Genomic DNA, 21,399 nt, shown 5'->3' on the forward strand with positions numbered 1-21,399 from the left:
ACTATCGTTGCGGTGCTCGGTCCGCTGCCATGGGGGCCGGCGCCGTGCGGCCCGGTCCTCCCGCGCGGAAGGCCCGGGAGGTAGGCACGTGGCAGACGACGAGGGCGCAGTTCGTCCGGATCCGGCCAATATCGAGCTGCTGGCCGACCAGTGGCGCCTGTTCGGCGACCAGATGGGGATGTTGACGAACACCGTCAACCGGTTGATCGGTGCGGACTTCCCCTCGCAGGAGGAGTTCAACCAGCACACCCCGGTCGGTGAAGAGCAGTACCAGTACGACTGGCGGAACGAGATCCCGGTCCACCCGTTCGTCGGCGTCACGTGGACCGGCGACGCGTTCAAGCAGGCCGACCGGACCGGCGAGATCATCATCGTACGGATCATGCGGATCCGGCAGGCCTGCATGGAGATGGCGGCCTCGCTCGACGAGGTGGCCGCGGAGATCCGTGCCGCGCTCAAGAAGCAGGAGGGCCAGGAGCTCCTCCAGCTGATCATGGACATCCTGATGGGTGTCGGCATGGCCCTGATGTTGATCATGCTGCCGCTGATGGCGGTCACGCTGCCGGCCCGGCTCGCCATGCTCTTCGCCGGTCTCGGCCGCGTGCTCAGCGTGGTCGGCGAGCTGATCGCCAACATCCTCAGCAAGATCCCGTTCATCTCGCAGAATGTGGCGCAGTACATCGGCGTCTTCGTCAACGGCGCGTTCTGGGCCGCCGCCGTCGACCTCTCGATCCAGGCCGCGGTCGGTCAGACGCACGGCATGCCGTTCCAGCCGGACCCGGTCGGCACGACGTTCAACATCCTGCTCGGCGGCGCGCTGGAGCTGGCCTTCTTCAAGATCTTCAAGCCGACCGGCGGGCTCGGCGGCGGTAGGATCACGTCCACCTTCGACAACGGGGCCCTCGGGCCGGACAAGATCGCCAACAACGCCACCGACATCAATAACATGATCTACAACGCCGGTAACCTGCCCGGCGGCGCCAACCTGAGCAGGGCCGGAACCTTCGAGGCACCCCCGGCCGGCAGCGGCGCGCCGACCGCGGTGCCGAACGGCGGTAACCCGATCACCGGGGTGAGCAGGGTCGACCTGAACGGGGTCAGCACCCGGCCGGGCGTGGACATCACGCAGCCGCCGCCCAGGATGAGCGGCGAGATCACCGCCTCGTCGACGGACGGCGCGATCATCCCGGCGGGTACGAGCAGTGCGCCGCCGCCCACCCGCCGGCCGTCGGTGGACACGGTCCGTACCGGCAACTCCACGTCGGCCGACGTCCCGCTGAGCCAGCGGCCGCCGACCGCACCGTCGCGGGTCGAGCTCGGCAACACCAACCTCACGCCGAGCAACCTGGACCCGCAGCCCACGATCACGGCGAAGGGGCCGGACCAGGCGGCACCGCCGAAGCTCGGCGGTCAGGGCTTCGATGCCGCGCCCACGCCCCGGCCGCCGACGGTCGAGGCCTCCAACGCGGCCAACAGCAACAACTCCACCGTGCCGAACAACATCGGCTCCGCCGGCGGGCCGCCGTCCCGGGTCGAGGCCGGCGACATCCCGCAGCGCCAGCCGCAGCTCGGGGACACCGTTGTCGGAGGCAACGGCCAGCTGCCGCCGAAGCGCACGCCGCTGCCGCCCGGTGACCAGTTCACCGGCGAGATGGCCGGGGCTGGGCCACTGCCGGGACGCCCGTCGGTCGAGACGCCCGGCGACCTGGTCTCCCGCCCGCCGAGCAGCGCGAGCAGCCCGGTCGACACGCCCGGCCTGCACCCGTCGGCGAACTCGCCGGGAAACACCGCAAAGGTGCCGGGCTCCGGCAGCCTGCCGGAGATGTCCGCCGTACCGCCGACCAAGCAGGTCGGGAACCCGGGCGGTGCGGTCAACAACCCGGCCGACGTGATCGGCTCGACGTCCCCCGCGCCGGAGGCGACCCGCGGGCGCCCGGCCGGGGTACCGGACTCCCTGGCCCCGTCCCGGTCCGCGTCTCCGGACGCCGTCCGCTCGCCGGAGTCGTTCCGCTCCCTCCCGGAGCCGCCGCGCCAGGCTGCGGCGGCCGGCAGCGAGTCGTTCCGCCAGCCGGACGCGTTCCGCAACCCGCCGCCGGAGTCGGCACGCACGGGCACGGCCGGCGGTGCCGAGTCGTTCCGGCAGCCGGACGCGTTCCGCAACCCGCCGGCGGAGTCCTCGCGTCCGGGCTCGATCGGTGGCGACTCGCTCAGCTCGCTTCCGCCGGGCCGTAAGGCCCCGGCCGCCGCCGACCCGAGCGTGGCCGAGGCCGGTTCGCTGCAGCGCAAGCCGTCGGTCGACGGGATCGAGGCGACGCGGGCGGGTGCGGACACGTCCGCCGTGTCCAGCCCGCCGATGGCGCCGGTCGAGCGGCTCCCCGCGTCGCCGGGCACCGGTGACGGCACGCCGATCCAGCGCGCGCCCGCACCGCCCGCCCGCCCGACCACGTCCTCGCCCACTCCGGACTCGATGCGCTCGATGCCGGGCCTCGACGGCTCGCCGACCCGCGACGTGAGCCCGCCGGTGAGCCGGCCCGGCGGCGGGCCCGACGACGTCACCCCGGCCTCGGGCCGTACCCCGGAGACGGAGCTCTCGGAGACCCCGTCGATCGCGCGGTCGGCCCGGTCCGGCCGGGACGACGCGATCGACCTGATGGAGGTCAACCGCCGCCTGGAGGCGTCCACCCTGGATTCCGCGGCCGGTGGCCGGGGCTCCGACGCGCTGCCACCGTCCCGGCCGGAGACGCCGGCTACGTCGGCGACCACGCGGCCGGACACGCCGACCGCCTCGCGGCCGGGGACGGCGAGCGGCGACACGTCCGCGACCACGCGGCCCCGCGTCACCGGCGGCACGGTGGAAGAGGTCGCGGCGAGCGCCCGCGCCGTCGCCGGCGGCGAGCCGGCACCGACGCCGAAGCCGGCCCGGAGCATCAGCGGGAACACGCCCGAGGAGATCGCGCAGAGCGCCCGGAGTTTCGTCCGCGACGAGCACGTCGCCACCGGCACGGAGAAGGGGTCCTGGCGGCTCAGCGAGGGCGGCCTGCGCCGCGTCGAGGCCGACGTGGTTCGCGACGCCCAGCTGGCCCCCGCCCGCCCCGCGGACGGCATCACCGACCCGATGCGCAACATCGAGGCGAACGTCGGCCGCCAGCTCCGCGCCGAGGCGAACTTCGAGCGCACCCACTTCCTCACCGGCCGGCACGCGGACCGGGCCGTCGACGCCTATCTGCGGGACAACCCCGGGCTGGAGAACTCCCGGTCCGCGATCCGGGCCACCGTCGTGGAGGACCTGCGCGTCTCCGTCCGCAACGCCGGGCCGGATGCCGACTCGAAGCACCTCGAGACGATCCGGCGGCAGTGGGAGAGCTCGCTGCCCACCCGGATCAGCGAACTCGGCGACCTGGCCAAGAGCAGCGGCAGATTCGACTCCCTCGCGGCCCGCGCGGGCGGTGACGGGCCGCCGAGCAACAGCGAGATCGTTCGCAGCTCCTACGAGGACGGCGTCCGCACCGACCTGGCCGACTGGCGCCGCTCGGCCGGCGGCGAGTCCCCGATGAGCCGTGGCGAGCTGTCCCAGCGGCTGGACGCGCGTGCCGCCGCCGCCGAGCGCGACCTGCGCGGCGCCGCGGCCACCGACCGGGCCGTGGCGACGGAGACCGCCTGGGCCCGGGAGCAGACGGTCACCGGCCCCAACGGGGAGCAGATCTCGCAGACCGCGATGTCGCGTGCCGTGGGCGACCACGCCGACGCGGTCCGGGCCGCCCACGTGGCGTCCCGCGGTGACGAGGGTGCGTTCAGCACCAGGGTGAACGAGCTGCAGGGCCGCTTCGAAGCCCGCGCCCGGCAGGAGCACGCCGTCGAGACGCGGTTCCGGCAGGACGTCGAGCCGCAGCTGCGGCAGGACCTGGACGCGCTGGCCGCGGACGGCGCCTCGCCGGGCCGGGTCGCGCGGATCCACGGCGAGGAGTTCAACGCCTTCCGGGCCGCGTCCGGCCGAACCGGCGACGACGGCACCCCGATCGCCTCGACGGCGAGCCGGGCCGACCGCGGCGAGGGCACCGGCAGCTACGGACGCGAGCTGGACGGCTACCTCCGGACCGAGGTCGACGGCCGGGTGCGCAGCGGCGCGGACGTGCCCGACTCGGTCCGCGGGGCCGAGCACGGCACGCTGCGCGACACCGCGGCCCGCCTGCACGAGGGAGCGTGGCTGGAGGCGGGACCGTATGCGCGCACCGCCGACGTGCACGCGACGACCACCCAGAGGCTCGCCGCCGCGGACGGCGGCCGGGCCGCGGCCGCGCTGGAGAAGGCCGGCGCCATCAACGGCGTCACCCGCCGGGCACAGGCCGCGGACCAGCACCACTTCGCGTCGAGCCCGAACGAGCTGAAGCTCACCAACCGTGAGACGACCGACATCCGTACCGGGACGGCGAACCGGCTGGACAAGGACTTCGCCGAGATCTGGGGCAAGGACCCCAGCCAGATCAACCGGCCGGCGGAGACGACCGGCGGCAAGCACCACCAGTGGCAGCAGAAGCTGGACGCGGCCGAGGCCGCGTTCGCGGAGGGCGCGTACCTCGCCCGCCACAACCGGCTCGGCGGCGACCTCGGTGACATCCGGGTGCGGACGGCCGACGCGGACGTCCCCCGGCCGCAGAAGGCGCCGCGCGACCCGCAGGAGGTCGCGGCCCGGCTGGAGGCCGCGAAGAACGACATCCGGGCGGACGCGCGCAACCGTGCCCGGTTCGAGCAGGAGCTGCGGCTGCGCGGCAACGACTCGGACACCGCGTTCGGGCGGGCCTACCGCGAGTGGGCGGACGCGAACCCGGAGCTGGCCGCGCGGCTGCGCCCGGAGGACATGGCGTCGATCCGCGGCGACTGGGACGCGCACGTCCAGACGCTGCGCGGGGACATGTGGGGCCGTCGCGGCCAGGGCGTGATGAACCCGGCCGAGGCCGGCACGGTGTTCAACCGGGCGGCCGGCGAGTTCAAGTCGCGGTTCACCCAGGCCGCCGCGAACCCGCGGCCGGCCGAGCCGGACACTCCGATGCCGAGGGACTGGCCCGGCGACGAGGCCTCCTGGCGCGCGCTGCAGCGGATCCCCGACCCGACCGCGCGCGACGCGGCCGCGAAGGTGTTCCGGGACGCCTCGGCGCACTACACCGGCGAGCGCGGGCCGGACAAGCGGGTGCTCGGCAAGGAATACTTCGACCAGGCCGGCGTGGAGTTCTTCCGTACCGTCCGGACGGTCAACGAGACGCCGCAGGTGTCCACCCCGGCGCCGGCCGCGGCCGGCAAGGGCAGCGGCAAGGGCGCCGACGCCGCGAAGCCGAAGACGGTCAAGGACCTGCTGGCCGAGGCACAGGGCCGGCTGCACGACGATCTGTCGCTCTCCCAGGTCGCCGACCACTCGTTCCACCGGGCGTTCGACGCGGCGATGTCGCCGCAGCAGAACAAGCTGGTCAAGCGCTCACTGGCGCACCAGGCAGAGATGCCGAAGCTCGACCCGGCCCAGCTCGCCCGGGTGGAGAAGGCGTGGCACGGCTCGCTCCGGCAGCTGCGGGCCGAGCTGTGGGACTCGGCCGGCGCCGGCACGTTCGCCCGGCGGCACATCGACCCGCAGCCGCAGGGACGGGCCTGGAGCAAACAGCTCGACGCGCTCGCCGACGGCATGCACCTCCGGATCAAGGCGGAGCCGCAGTTCAGCAAGCTGCCCGCGGCCGCGGCCGACGAGTTCGTCAAGATCATGGGTACCCGGACCGACCCGGTCCACTCGTCACTGTCGCCCGGTGCCTACGACGGACTCGCCGACCGGTTCCGCAGCGAGTGGGTCAGCGCCCACCGCGAGACGATCGGCAGCCGCGACTTCGAGAACCAGGCATGGCTGGCACAGGAGCGGGTACAGGGCGACGGCTTCGGCACGCGCCTCGACGCGCTCGGTGAGCAGGCGGCACCGGCCGTCCCGGCGAGCACCGCGATCAAGCCGGGTACGGCCGGTCACCTCGTGCCGGGCGACCCGACCCGGTTCGGCCGCCCGGACGTGGCCCCGGAGGACTTCCCCGGGCTGACGCACTCCGACCCGGGCGCGCTGCCCGGGCAGCGCACGGGCACGGCCCACCCGCTGCCGGACCCGAAGGCGATGACGCCGGCGGAGGTCAGCGCGCTCGACGCCAAAGTGCAGGCAATCGGCCAGAAGCTGCAGCCGCAGATCTCGACGGCCCGCAACGCCGAGGGCCTCCGCGGCGATCCGGGCCGCAACTTCGACGACGTGATCGAGTCCAGCCGGACCACGGCGCGGGCCGCGGACGCGCAGGGCGACTCACGGTTCAAGTTCGTGCACGACCTGCCCGAGTCCGAGCGCCCGGCCTGGCGCGGCCGGTACGAGCGGGAGCACAACCAGGCGTTCGAGGACACGTTCGGGCCGCTGGTACGGGACGGCGCGATGGTGGACACCCCGGCCTGGAACCGGGCGGTCGAGACCTGGCAACAGCTGTCGGCGGACCTGCAGGCGAAGCTGAAGCTCGACGTGTTCCAGCACCTCGAGATCGCCCGGCACCGGCCCATGGTGCAGCGGGCGGTGGACGAGGCCCGGGCAAACGGCGTCGCCGACGGTGACATCGCGCTCGGCGTGCGCGCGTTCACCCACGACGTGCAGATGTCCGCGGACACGCTGATCGGCCGGCACTCCGGCGACCAGGCGTTCGCCCCGGCGAACCGCGGCGCCTGGAACGACATGGACACGGCGCTCAGCACCCGGCTGCGCGACTACATGCAGCGGGCCCCCGAGCTGTCCGCTCGCGTGCGCACGCTGCTCGACTCGCGGGTCGACGGGCAGCTGAGCGCGTGGAACACCAAGCTCGGCACGGACGCACTGCCGTCCGGCCGGGTGGCCAAGCAGGCCGGTGACGTGCGCGCCTCGATCGCCGACGACGTGCGTACCCGCGTCGTCGAGTCGATGCTGTGGCAGCGCGAGGGGATCGGCTCGGCCAACGGCACGCGGTCGGTCGGCGACGACATGGACTCCATGGTCGGCCAGGCCGTGGCCGACCGGCTGCGGCCGTACGGCGACGCCTACAACGGCCCGGCCGCCCGCCGCCAGCTGGACTTCATGCAGCACCGAGCCGACCGGGTCAGCGCGCTCCTGGACGACCTGGCCGAGACCGTGCGCCAGCCCGGTGTCCGCCTCGACTCCGCGGGCGTCACCCGGCTGGCGACCGAGATCCACGGCCGGATGGCCGACGTCGACGCGGCGCTGCGGCCCGGCCTGGAGCAGAGCCGGTATTCGCCGGACGCGGTCCGGTCGGCCACCGAGCGGGTCGACGCCGAGGCGCGAGCGATTGTGGAGGAGATGCCGTCCCGGGTCCGGTACGAGGAGCGGCTGACGGAGCTGCAGCGGACCGCCGACTTCGCCTACGGCGAGCTGCTCGGCGCGGACGGCCCGCGGGCCAACCGCGCGCTCGCCCAGGTGCACGGCGGGGAGTTCTTCACCGGGGTCGACGACGTGCTCGGCATGCAGTCCGCCGGCCTGCGCGCCCCGCTGCCCGACCGCACCATCGCCGACCTCGCCGACACGGTCCGCGCGCCGGACCGCAGCAACCCGCACTTCCTCCAGGAGTCGGCCGGTGACCTGGTGCCGGTCGGCACGTCCCCGCTCGGCCGGGACGCCCCGCACCTGACGCCGGAGGACTTCCCCGGTCTGGCGCGTCCCGAGGCGGACCCGACGACCGGCCCCGGCACCGGCACGGCCCAGCCGCTGCCGGACCCGGACGTGTCCGCGCCGGACGTGGCCCGGACGGCGGAGTTCCAGGCGAAGGTGGTGCAGATCGGCGAGGCGTTCCAGGGGCGGATCGCCACCGCCAAGAACCTCGAGACGCTGCGGGCGAAGCCGGGCGAGGTCTTCGACGAGGTGCTGAGCACCGGCCGTACCCAGGCCGAATCGGCTTTCGGCAGGAACGACGCGCCGGCCGATACGGCCGCGCCGAAGTCGGCGCAGGACCGGCTCGACGAGCTGTTCAGCGAGCCGAAGGACCGGGCACCGGCCGCGGAGGGGCCGCGCTTCAAGTTCCTGCACGACCTGCCGCAGTCGGAGCAGGCCGCGTGGCGCAACCGGTTCACCGAGGAGTACAACACCGCGTTCGAGGACACGTTCGCGCACGTGCTGCGCGACGGCGCGGCCCCGGACTCGATGACGTTCAGGAGCGCGGTCGACGACTGGGCCCGGGTCTCCGCCGACCTGAAGACGCAGCTGAAGCTGGACGCGTTCCACCGCAACGAGATCGGCCGGCACCGGAACGCGGTCGACCAGGCGGTCCGGGACGCCCGTGGGAACGGCATCAGCGACGCCGACATCGCGCTCGGCGTGCGTGCGTTCACCCGCGATGTGCAGATGACCGCGGACTCCGTGGTCGCCGGCCGGTTCCCCGGCCGGGACGGGTTCGGCCGGGGCGATGCGTTCGACCCGGCGCACCGCGGCGCATGGGACGCCGCGGACACCGGGTTGCAGGGCCGGCTGCGGGAGTACCTGCAGAAGGCACCCGATCTGGCCGCCGAGATGCGCGGCCGGGTCGACCGCGGCATGAGCGATCAGCTCGGCCGGTGGAACGACAAGCTCGGCGACGCGGCGATGACCCCGGCCCAGGTCGCGCGCCAGCACGTGGAGATGCGGACGTCGATCGCGGACCGGGTGGACACCCGGATCGTCGAGTCGGTTCTGCAACGGCGCCAGTCGCTCGGCACCGGCGACGGCATGCGATCGGTCCGGCAGGACCTCGACGTGTCCGTCGACCGGATCGTGACCGAGCGGCTGCGGCAGTTCGGCGAGGCCTACAACGGCACGTCGCCGCGCCGTCAGCTCGACGTCGAGGAGCACCGGGACACGCTGATCGGTGCACTGCAGGACGACCTGCTCGCGACGGTCCGGCAGCCCGGCGTGCGGCTCGGCCCGGCGGACGTCTCCCAGCTCGGCGCCGAGATCCGCGGCCGGCTGTCCGACCTCAACGAGGCGTCCCGGCCCGGCCTGCAGCGTGACGGCTGGTCGGCGGAGTCGGTGCAGACGGTCAAGGACCGGCTCACCGCCGAGGCAGCGGCGATCAAGAACGAGATGCCCGCGCGGGTACGGTTCCAGGAGCGCCTGGCCGAGTCGGCTCGGACGGCCGACGACTGGTACGGCAGCATGCTCGGCCCGGACGGACCGCGTACGAACCGTACCCTCGCCCAGGTAGCCGGCAAGGACTGGTTCACCAACTTCGACGAGTTCTTCGGCGGTCAGCACGCCGGGCTGCGCGGGCCGTTGCCGGACCGCACGATCGCCGCACTCGCCGACGGCGTGCGCGCCCCCGACCTGGATGCCGTGTTCGTCCGGCAGAGCCTCGACGACCTGGTCCCGGTCGGCACGGCCCGGCTCGGCAAGGACGCGCCGCATCTGGTGCCGGACGACTTCCCCGGCTTGCCGAAGCCGGCCCGGCCCGAACCGGCCGCGACCACCGCGGCCGAGCCCGGCAAGCCGAAGGGCACCGCCTACCCGATGCCGCGGCAGCGGCTCGACACGCCCGAGCGGATCGTCGAGTTCGGTGATCGCACGGACGGGCTCGACGCGTCGTTCCGGTCCCGGATCGAGACGGCGAAGGTGATCGAGGCCCGCCGGGGCGACGCGGACAGCGAGTTCGACAGCGTGCTCAACGACGGCCGCGCCCAGTCGCCCGACTTCTCCGGCGCGCGCGGGACGAGCAACGGCCGGACCGGGTTCGACGCGCTCTTGGGCGGTGAGCAGTCGCGGTTCCGGTTCCTGCGCGACCTGCCGTCCGCGGAACAGACCGCGTGGCGCAGCCGGTTCTCCGAGCGGTACCACGAGAAGTTCGAGGAGTCGTTCGGCCCGGTGCTCCGCCAGGACGCCAAGGTCGGCTCGGTGGTCTGGCGGAACGCGGAGGCCAACTGGAACAGGTCACTGTCCGAGCTGCGCGCCGAGCTGCGCTACGACGCGTTCCACCGCAACGAGATCGGCCGGTACCGTCCTGCCGTCGTGCGTGAGGTGCACCTGGCCAAGCAGCGCGGCCTCAGCGACGCCGACATCGAGCTCGGCGTGCGCGCGTTCACCCGGGACGTGCAGATCACCGGCAACGAGGTGGTCGGCACCCACCGCGGTGACGCGTTCAGCCCGGCTAACCGGTCCAGCTGGGACGCCGCGGACGCCGGCCTGCGACAGCGGCTCAGCGAGTACCTGAAGGCCGCACCGGACCTCTCCCAGAACCTGAACACCACGGTTCGCCGGCAGACCAACGTCGAGACGAGCCGGTGGAGCCAGAAGGCCGGCGAGAGCGTGCTGCCCGGCGACCGGGCCATCGACATGGCCCGCGACCTGCGGGCATCGATGACCGGCGACCTCAACACCCGCCTGGTCGAGTCGATGCTGCACCACCGGGGCCGGCTGGGCACGGCGGACGGTCTGCGCGCGGCCCGCGCCGACCTGGGCGCCGACGCGAGCCGGCTGGTGTCCGAGCGGCTCAAGGTGGCCGGTGACGCGTACAACGGACCGGCCCCGCGCCGGCAGCTCGACCTGGAGCGGCACCGTGACAACCTGGTCGAGAGCCTGATCGACGATCTCGTGCTGACGTCCCGGCAGGCCGGCGTGAAGGTCGAGCCGGCGGGTATCTCGCGGATGGCCGCGGAGATCCACGACCGGATCTCCGGGCTGCACGACGACCTGCGGCCCGGCCTGAGCCGCGACGGTTACTCCCCGGAGTCGGTGCAGGCCGCGACGGATCGGCTGAACGCCGAGGTGCTCACGATCCGCCGGGAGATGCCGACCCGGGTCCGGATGGAGGAGCTGCTCGACGACTCGCTGTCGCAGGCCGGCCGCCACCTCAGCGACCTGCTCGGCCGGGGCGGGCCGATCGGCAACCGCACGCTCACCGAGGTGTACGGCGCGGAGTGGTTCAGGAACTGGGACGCGGTCTACGGCGGGAAGAACGCGCGGCTGAGCGCGCCGCTGCCGGATCGCACCGCCGACGACTTCGCCGGCCGGCTGCACGACAGCGTGGTCGACGCGCGCATGCGGTTCCGCGGTGCGCCGGAGACGATCTCCCGCGCCGACGTGCGCGCCGCGCTGGAGTCCCGGCTGACCGGGCTGAGCCCGTCGGACGGCCCCTCGGCCCAGGCGGTACGCAAGGCGGTGCTGGACGACTTCGACGCGCGCTTCCCGGAGGGCGCGGACATCCGTACCGCCGAACGCGCGGTCTGGGACCTCACCCACGGCGACGTCGAGCTGCGCGGCATGTTCGACGCGGCCACCCACCGCGAGACGTTCTCGGCCACGCTGCAGCGCCGGGTCGACGCGCAACTCGACGACCTGATGGCGGACCGGACCTGGACGGACGGCACCCGGGCCGCCGCGGACTCCTGGCGGTCCGACTTCCAGGCCATGGTGCGCCGGCAGTTCGACGCCGAGTTCCCGGCGGTCGGCCGCTTCGACGCCGGCACCGCGGACCGGTGGGTGGCCTCGCTGCGCGATATCGCCGACTCCTGGTACACGGTGAAGCTGACCGGCCGGCGGGCCGGTGAGGTGATCGACGGCACGGTCGCCGACCCCGCGGTCGCCGCGCACGTCAAGAGCCGGCTGAACGACGCGCTGTCCGCCCGGCTCTCTTTCGGCGAGGCGCGCGACCTGCCCAGGCTCGGCCGCCCGGACCAGGACGGCCGGGTGATGACCGAGCTGTTCGACGACCTCGACATCTCGGTGGGCGCGTGGCTGCGCAGCGCCCCGAACCGCGGCGCAGCCGCCCCGGACGCGGCCGCCACGCTGACCCGCGCCCTGCGCGAGGACGTGTCCGTCCCGACGCCACGCAAGCCCGCCGTCGACGCGGAGGTGGCCGCCTGGGAAGCGCGCTGGCAGCGCGAGGCCGCGCCGATCCTGGAGGGCCGGGGCACCTCCAAGCCGGTGCAGGAGACGTCCAAGCTGGTACACGACGCGGTGATGGCCGACCTGAGGGGCCGGCTGAACGGTGGCGGGCGATTCGACCGCGAGGCCTGGGAGGCGTCGTTCAAGCGCGGCCTCGACGTGCTGGACAGGCAGGTCAGGGCCGCGCAGAGCCGCCCACCGGAGCAGACCCGCCCGTCGGAGGCACCCGGCCAGACCGAGTTCGGCGCCGAGACCGGCCGGGCCCTGGACCGCGCCATGGAGCGGGTCCGGTTCGACGTGACCTGGGAGACCTCGGTCGCTCCGGTGCTGGACGGCTTCGGGACGACGGGAGCGGCCCGGACGGCGGCGAACAAGTTCGCCGAGGCGTTCCACGAACGGATGAAGGTCGACCTGGACAAGCGGCTGGCCGACCCGGACGGGTTCGACCGCGGCACCTGGGACAAGATGGTCGCCGGCGGCATCGACTCGTTCAACCGGCATGTCCACGACGTCGTGACCCGGCCGGATACCGCGACTGCGCCACGCCCGGACGTCCGTCTGGAGGCGATGCGGAGGCGGCTGGACGAGGTGCTCACCCGCCCGGTCGGCCGCGACACCACGGCGGACTTCGGCGCCGAGATGGGCCGGGCCTGGGAGCGGGCCCGGTTCGACGCGAGCTGGAACGCCTCGATCAACCCGGTACTCGAGAGCTTCGGGACGTCCGGAGCGGCGCGGACCGCGGCGAACGGCCTCGCCAAGAGGTTCCACGATCAGATGACAGCCGACCTGGAGAAGCGGCTCGCCGACCCGACCGGGTTCGACCGCGGCACCTGGGACCGGATGGTCCGTGGCGGCATCGACTCGTTCAGCAGGCGGGTCAGCGACGTTGTCACCCGGGAGACCGGACAGCCCGGCACGGTACCGCTACGGACGGACGCGACCCCCGCGGCCGGGACCACCCGCCCCGACACCGCACCCACGGTCACGGCGTCCCGCACGGACGCCCCCTCGACCGTACGGTTCCTCGACCCGGATACCGCCGTGACGGCCGTCCGGACGCGTCCGGATGCCGCCGTGACGGACGTCCGGACGCGCCCGGAGGCTGACCTCCAGCCCGGATCCCGCCCCGCGGCGCGGGACACCCGCGCCGGCGACCTGGGCATGGCACCGCAGACCCGCCGCGACGACGTGGGCACGCTCACGCTCGAGCCGCCGGCCCGGCCGTCCGGCAGCCGTACCCTGGAGCAGCTGGAGTTCGCGGCCGCCCGCGGCAACGCGCGGCGGGACCTGCAGGCGCGGCTGGAGCAGCACACGCCGGCCGACCTCCGGGACACCGACGCGGCGCGGGCCGTGCACCAGGAGGTGCTGGCCGAGTTCAACGACCGGTTCCCGCCGGGCGGCCGGTTCGACCTCACCGAGCGGATCTCGTACGAGCTGGGCGAGACACTGCACGGCGCGGACGCGCTGCGCGCGCGGTTCACCGCGGCCGCCGACCGGGCCCGGTTCGCGGAGACGCTGCCGGACCAGCTGGACCGGCACGTCGACGCGGTGCTCGGCGGTCGTGCCTGGACGGACGCGACCCGGGCGGCCGCACTGACGCTGCGCGCGGAGTTCCAGGCCACGGCGCGGGCCGAGTTCGACCGGGTCTTCCCGGCCGACGGCAGCGTGCTCGGGCAGTCCGACCGCCGGTTCGGCCAGCCGGCCGCGCGCCGCTGGGCGGACGGCCTGCGCGCGACGGCCGAGAACTTCTTCACGATCCGGGTCACGCAGCTGCGCGCGGAGCAGGTCGTCACCGACGCGATCCCGGACCCGGCACTCGCCGCACATGTGCGGGCGCAACTGGCCGAGCACCTGCCGCCGGAGGCCGCGTTCACCCGCGCCGGGCAGCTGCCGTCGCTCGGCGCGGGGGAGCAGGCCCGGTTGCTCGGCGGCTCCCGCGGCCTGCCGGCGCTGCTGACCGGCGCGCTGGCCGGCGGCACACCGGGCGGCACCGCCGACTCCGGCCAGGTCTGGACGCTGACCGAGCGGCTGCGGCAGGACACCGTGGTCCCGGTGCCGGCCGGCACCGGACAGGCCGCGGACCGCGACGCCTACGCCGGCCGCTGGGAGGAGGCGGTCAACCCGATCCTGGACCGGTACGAGGCCGGACCGCGGTTCGACGCGGCCCGGCAGGCCGCGGAGCAGCTCCGGCGACGGGTGATGGCGGACCTGGAGGACCGGCTGACCGGCCGGTCGGCCACGCCGCGGGACGTCTTCGAGGGCATGTTCACCGCCACGCTGGCCACGCTGGAGGAGCGCCTGGCCGAGGCCGCCGCGAACCCGGCACCGGTGGAACCGGTGCCGTCCACCTCGACGGAACCGCCGCCGGCCCCGCGTCCCACCGGCACCACACCGGCCGGCACCACACCGGCGGCGACGGCCGCCATGTCGCCGGCCGAGCAGGTGCAGGTGCGCACCGAGTACCTGCAGAAGTGGAACGAGGCGGTCCGCCCGGTCCTGGAGCGCTTCGCCCCCGGTGGCCCGGAGCGCACGTTCGCCGGGACGCGCCGGGCCACGGTCCTGTCCATCCTGAACACCCGGTTGAAGGCCGGCGAGTTCGACCGCGCCGCCTGGGACGTGCTGTTCGACGCGAACGTCGCCGCGATGCCGCGGCGACTCGATGAGGTCACCGCCCGGGAGGCGGACCGGGCCGCGCTCGTGACGCGGGTGCTGGACGCGGCCCCACCGGAGATCCGGGACGGCACCGCCGCGCTCGCGGTCCGCGACGCCGCGCTCGCCGAGTTCGATCTGATGCATCCGGTGGGCGGGCAGCACCCCGGCCGGATCGACCGGCTGATCTTCGACGCCCACCACACGGACGACCACCTCACCGCGATGCACCGCGCGGCGGCCGATCGCGAGCGGTTCGCGGCCACCTTGCCGGACCGGCTGGACGCGCACCTCGACGCGGTGCTGACCGGCCGTGCCGCCGCCGACGAGAGCGCGGCCGCGGCGGAGTCGCTGCGGACCACGTTCCGCACCATGGTGCTCGACGAGTTCGCCCGGGCGTTCCCGCCGCACGGCACCGCCCCGGACGGCCTGTTCACCACGGCCGCCGGCAGCCGGTGGGCGTACGACCTGCGGGCCGCGGCCGAGACCTGGCTCACCGTCGAGCTGACCCGGCGCCGCGCCGAGCGGATCATCGGCGAGACGGTCACCGACACCGCGCTCGCCGACCGGCTGCGGACCCGGCTCGACCTGTCGATGAGCCAGTGGCTGGACCTCGCCCGCGTACGCCGGATGGCGCCGCTGGGCACCGAGGAGCAGGCCACGCTGCTCGACACCGTGCTGGACGACCTGGACGGCCGGATCAAGGCCTGGATGCGCGGCCCGGACCGGGACGCGCCGGTCGATGCGGCCGTGCTGAGCACGCTCACGCAGCGGCTGCGCGAGGACATCGCGGTACCGGTGCCGGCGGGCGCGGGCCGTGCCGCGGAGCGCGACCGGTACGGCGCGCGGTGGGACGAGGAGGCCCGCCCGTTCCTGGCCGAGCACGCGGGCGACGAGGCGGTGCGCGTGGTCGCCGGTGTGCTCCGCACAGCGATGGACCGGGACCTCAACACGCGGCTGGAGGCCGGCGACTACGACCGGGCCACCTTCGACGAGGCGTTCACCACCCGGCTCAAGGTGCTGGGACGCATGGTGGCCGCGGCGGCCGCGGGCACGCTGGTGCCGGCCGTCCGCCCGGCGGACGAGCCGTCGGCCGCGCCGCAGACGGACGCGGCCGCGGAGAACCGCGTGATCACGGAGCTGGACCCGGACATGGGCTCGGCACCAGCATCGGAGCCGAGCACCACGCCCACGGACACGCCGCCCGGCACGCCCGAGAGCACGCCCGCGGGCACGCCGCCCCGCACGCCCACGGACACGCTGCCCGGCACGCCGGAGACCGATACCTATCCGGCCGCGGCGACCACCGGGGCCGGGACCCGGCCGGCCCGCCCGCAGGACCCGGCCACCCGCACCCGGCCGCGCCGCCCGGTCGCGCCCGTCCACCGCCTGCGTACCGTCGGTGATCAGTCGTTCCTGTCGCCGGCCGGGCAGCCGGAGCTGACCTCGGCCCACCTGCCCGCGCCCGCGCACCGCCGGCACCACATGACGCTGGCCCCGGGGGCGGCGACCGTCGCCGTGCTCACGGCCGGGATCGCGGAGCTGTCCGAGGACGGCCGGCAGAGCCTGACCGTGGACCTGCCCGCCGATCGCGTCTACACGCCCCGGGAGCTCCGCGCGCTGGCCGACAACGGCCTGACGCTGCCGGGCACGGACGGCCGCCCGGCGCCGATCAACGGTGACGTGGTGCTGCGCATCCCGGCCGGGCAGCTGTCCGGCCGGCCGGCCGCGAGTCCCTACGTCACGCCGCTGGACGCCGACGGCAACCCGGTCTTCGGCGCGTCCGCCGCGATGTACGAGTTCCGCGCCCGGTCCAACGCGAACCCGGCCACCCCGTACGGCCTGCCGGTCGCGCCGCGGAGCCGGCGCTTCGACGTCGGCGACGGCTGGGTGGCCGAGGAGGCGGAGGGCACGGTCCACATCGGCCGTGCCGACGACGGCTCCCCGGCCTCGCCGGACGCGGTGCTGGTGGACGCGCAGGGCCTCCCGGTCCGCGAGCGGGCCGCGGTGTCGCTGCCGCGCGACACCGAGGTTCCGGCCGCGGTCCAGAACCTGATCGACCGGATCACGGCCGACGGGGGCTCCGTCGTCCGTCGTCGCCCGGCCGGTGAGTTCCCGTCGCTGCCGGACCGCCGGCCCGGCCGGATGTACGCGTTCACGGAGCGCCCCGACACGCCGGTGAGCGAGTTCCTGACCGGCGCGCCGGCCGAACTCACCGCGGGTCTGCGGCCCGGCTGGGATCTGCGGTCGTCCGGCACCCGCCTCTACCTCACCCCGGCCCGGAGCACCCGTACGGACGCATTGCTGGCCCCGCCGGCCGGCGACCGGCGCAACGTGGTGGTCGCGGAGGACGGGTTCGACGTCGCGGTCGTGGCCGAGCTGGTCGACGGCCTGTCCGGCCAGATCGACGGCGGTCTCGTGGTGGATCTGCCGGCCGGCACCTACACGGCCGCGCGCGTCCAGGAGATCGCGAACCAGGTGCTGCGGCAGCGGCTCGTGCCGGACGCGACCATCCCGCTGGAGGGGGACGTGACCGTCCGGGTCGCGGCCGGCGACCTGGAGGAACGCCCGCCGGCCAGCCCGTTCGTGATCCCTCGGGACGAGAACGGCGAGCCGACGTTCGGCGCGACCGCGGCCACGTTCGAGTTCCGCAACAGCGAGTCGGGCTGGAGCCGGGACCGGAACAACCGGATCACGCCGCATCAGCTGGACCCGCAGCCGAGGTCCCGGCGGTTCCCGGTCGGGGACGGCTGGGTCGCCGAGGAGCACGACGGCACCGTCCACTTCGCACCGGACGGCCCCGCGCCGGTGGTCCAGGACGTGATTCTGGTGGACCGGGACGGCGCACCGCTCAGCCGCCGGGTCCGGGTGTCGCTGCCGTACGGCACGGAGAATCCACCGGCCGCGGTGCAGGCCATGTTCGACAAGCTCGGCGGTGGCGAGGTCGGCTACCGGCGTCAGGTGCGTGACCTGCCGCCGCTGCCGGACCGGCAGCCGCGCAGCGTGTACGCGTTCACCGACCGGCCCGGCCACGCTCGCAGCGAGGTGCTGCTGGGCGCGCCGGCTACGTACACGTCCGGTCTGCGCACTGGGTTCCAGCTGCGCGGCAGCGGCAACCAGTTCGTGCTCGCGCCGGTCGGGGCGGCGGTGCGCCGTCCGGCCACGCCGGCGCCCGCGGGTGCCGCGTTCCACCTCGTCGTGCAGTCGGAGATCACCGACTTCGGGGCGGTGGCCGAACTGATCGCCGGGCTGCCCGCGTCCGTTCGTACCGGCCTGGTGGTGGATCTGCCCTCCGGCCGCCGGTACACGCCGGCCGAGGCGCGCAGGCTCGCCGACTACGTGCTGGTGCAGCAGTCCGGCGACGACAACTGGGCGCCGATCGAGGGCGACGCCGAGGTGCGGGTGCCGGCGAGCGCGCTCACCGAATCGGTGCCGGCCAGCCGTTTCGTGGTGCCGCGCACGGCGGACGGCACCGTCACGTTCGGCGCGACCGCGACGACGATCGGGTTCCGGGCGCGCAAGTCGGCCTGGAGCCGCGACCCGGCCAACCAGGTCACGCCGCACGGCCTGCCGTTCCTGGAGGGCCGCCGGTTCGACGCGGGCGAGGGCTGGGCGGTCGAGGAGCGCGACGGGACGGTCAACTTCGGGCGCCCGGCGGACTGGCCGGAGCAGGAGGTGCTGGTCGACGCGGACCACAACCCGGTGCGCGAGCGGGTCCAGGTGTCGCTGCCGTTCGCGCGGACCGCGCCGGCCGCGGTGCAGACGCTCATCGACACGGTCCGTGGTGAGTCCGGCACGGTCGCCTACCGCCGGCCGGTGACCGACTTCCCGTCGCTGCCGGACCGGGCGGACGACAGCCTTTACGCGTTCACCGAGCAGCCGGCCAGTAAGTTCCTTGCCGGTGCGCCGGCCGGGTACACGGCCGGCCTGCGCGACGGCTTCCAGCTGCGCGGCTCCGGCAACCACTTCCTGCTGCGGCCGGCCACCGGCACGGTGCCGGACGGTGACCTGCTCCCGGACCCGCCGGAGGGGACGGTCCGGCTCACCGTGAGCCGCGAGGGCTTCGACGCCGATGCGGTCGCCGAGCTGATCGCCGCCCTGCCGGTGGACGTCCGCGGTCACCTCCAGGTGCACCTGCAGGGGGCGTGGAAGGTCGGCGAGCTGCGGTCGTACGCGGCGAAGTTCTTCCCGGACGACACCGGCGGCGCGAGCGTCGTCGTGGTCTCCACCGGCCAGCTCGCGGAGCGCCCGCCGGCCGGCCCGTACACCGTGCCGCGGGACGAGCAGGGCACGCCGACGTTCGGCGTTTTCGCCACCACCGTCGAGTTCCGGTCGCCGCGCACGGCATGGGCCCGCGACACCACCAACCACATCCGGCCGTACGGGCTGCCCGTGCAGCCCGGGACCCGGCTGTTCCAGTTCGGCGACTGGGTCGGCCAGGAGCACGGCGGCACGCTGTACCTCGGCCCGGCCGGCAGGTCACCGCTGCTCGCCGACGGCGAGGCGCTGGCCGACTCGGCGGGTACGACGCCCGCCCGCCGCCCGCTGGTGTCGGTGCCGCACCCGGACCAGGCCGAGATGCCGGAGAGCGTGCGCGAGGTCATCGAGCTGATCCAGTCGAGCCGGGGCGGTGTGTTCACCCGGTTCGAGGTCGGCCGCCGCGTGACCGGTCCGGTGCCGGCCGCGCCGGAGCTGGACCGCCTGACCAAGGGCCTGTCCCCGGGGTACGACCTGAACCGCCTGGGCCGGCAGCTGTTCCTGGCCCGCGCCGGGGCGCCGGTACCGGTGGACGACCTGCCGCCGCCGCCCGGCGACGCTTACCACCTCGCGGTCATGGCTGACGTGACCCAGCCCTGGGACATCACCCGACTGATCACGAAGCTGCCGGCCGAGATCCGGCGGGGCCTGGTCGTGGAGCTGATGTCGGCCCGGGACTGGACGGTCGCGCAGGCGCAGAGCCAGGCCGACCGCCTGCTGGTGTCGGACCTGACCGGCGGGAAGCCGACGCCGATCGACGGCCCGGCCGTGCTGCGCGTGCCGATCCAGGCTTTCCGCGAGCCGCCGGTGCTGAGCGGGACCGTCGTCCCGGTCGACGTGCACGGCGAGCCGGTGTTCGCCGCGGTCGCCTCGCACGTCCACGTCCGGGCGACCGCGAACCCGTGGGGGCGTGGCCGGCCGGTCCTGCCGTACGGGCTGCCCATGCGTCCCGGCACCCGGCAGCTGGACATCGGCGGCGGCTGGGTCGCCGAGGAGGGCGGCCGCACCGTCCACCTCGGGCCGGCGCCGGCCGGGTCACCGCTGCCCGGCGCGGAACACGAGATCGTCGGCCGCGACGGCGTGGTGCTCACCACGCCGCCGCTGGTCACGCTGCCGGACGGGCCGGACGACCTGGCCGAGATGACGGTGGTGGCGGACCTGCTCGACCGGATGAGCCTGAGCCTGGGCCTGGACGCGCTGCCGGAGGGCGCGATCGGCTACCGGCGGCTCAAGGGCGCGGTCCCGGCCGCGGCCGACGACTCCGGCCGGCCCGACGGCTCGGATCACTCCGACCACTCGGATCACTCGGACCACTCGGACACCGGTTCGGACTGGTCCACCTACACCGGCAGCAGCTCAGGGCGGTCCGGTCACCCGGACTTCACGCCGGACGCCTCGGACACCGGCTCGGGGCACTCCAGCGGCAGCGCCGCCGATACGCCGCCGCCGTCCGAACAGGACGGTGCGCCGGCCGAGACGCCCGCACCGCCGGTGCGGCCCACGGCGGCGGCCGGCCGGGCACCGCGTCTGCCGCGCGGCGTCCGGCCGGACAACGGCATCGTCGTCATCGGCGGCCGGGTCGACGAGCGGTTCCTGCACCGGCTCCGGGCCGAGCACGCCGCGCTCACCGGGGGCGGCCGCGAGGTCCCGCTGCTGGTGGTCGGGCCCGGCGAGCCGGTCGCGATCGAGCGCCGCCTCGGCGACGTCCTCGAGGCGTGGTTCGAGCTGGGTGTACGCCCGGTCGTGGTGCTCGACGACCGTACTGCCGCGGGGCCGTTCCAGGATCTGTTCGCCACCTACGGCGTGCCGGTGATGCAGCGCAGCGCGTCGTCCGGCGGTGGCCTGGACAACCTCAGCCGCAGCTGGGACGTGCGACTGCCGGGCAAGACCGTCAACGTGGCCGACGCGAAGGCCGCGCTGGCCCGTGCGGCCGATGAACCGGTGACCGGTGGTTACGGCGACGTGCTCTCCGACGAGCTGCACCGCTGGCTCGGCGCCGGCGGCTGGACGCTCAAGCGGGAGCTCTTCACCGCGCACCGCGACACGCTGGCCAGCCCGGTCAACCGTGCGGCGATCGAGCGGATCCTGGGCCGGCGGCCGGCCCGGGACATCGCGGCCGGCCACGGCCCGGTGAAGGAGCTGCCGTCGCCGGTGACCCGCGGTGACGAGGCCGGTGACCAGGCGATCTCCGCGCACCGGGCGATCCTGGAGATGGCCGCGGTGGACCAGGCGGACACCGCGTTCGACTACCTGACCGAGAAGGACCCGGTCCGTCGGGCCGAACTGCTGGTCAAGCCCGTGATCGACGGCACGGTGCCGCTCGCGACCCTGGCCGGGCTGGCCAACGGTGCGAACGACGACGTCACGCACGGTGCCAACGCGGCGGTGATGGAGGCGCTGCGGCTGACGCTGGACACACCGGCCGGGACCGGCGTGCCGGAGGCGGCGCAGATGTTGATCCGCAACAACCGGATGTACTTCGCCGCGCTGACCGACCGGGTCACCTGGGTGCGCGAGGTCGGACGGATCTCCACCGCGAAGCCGGACCGCGCGGCCGAACTGGCGGAGTTCGCCCAGCTCGTGCTGACCTGCGTGGATTGACC

1 protein-coding gene is annotated in these 21,399 nt (G+C 74.6%); it reads left to right on the forward strand.

Going from position 1 to position 21,399, the window contains the following annotated elements; translation table 11 throughout:
• The first annotated feature begins 88 nt into the window (after window positions 1-88).
• The gene (locus J2S42_RS33330; RefSeq protein ID WP_307245637.1) at window positions 89-21,397 is read left to right on the forward strand and encodes a YML083C domain-containing protein; all 21,309 of its coding nucleotides are present in this window, start codon (window positions 89-91) and stop codon (window positions 21,395-21,397) included.
• Window positions 21,398-21,399: the final 2 nt, after the last annotated feature.

This window comes from Catenuloplanes indicus, assembly GCF_030813715.1.
GTDB lineage: Bacteria > Actinomycetota > Actinomycetes > Mycobacteriales > Micromonosporaceae > Catenuloplanes > Catenuloplanes indicus.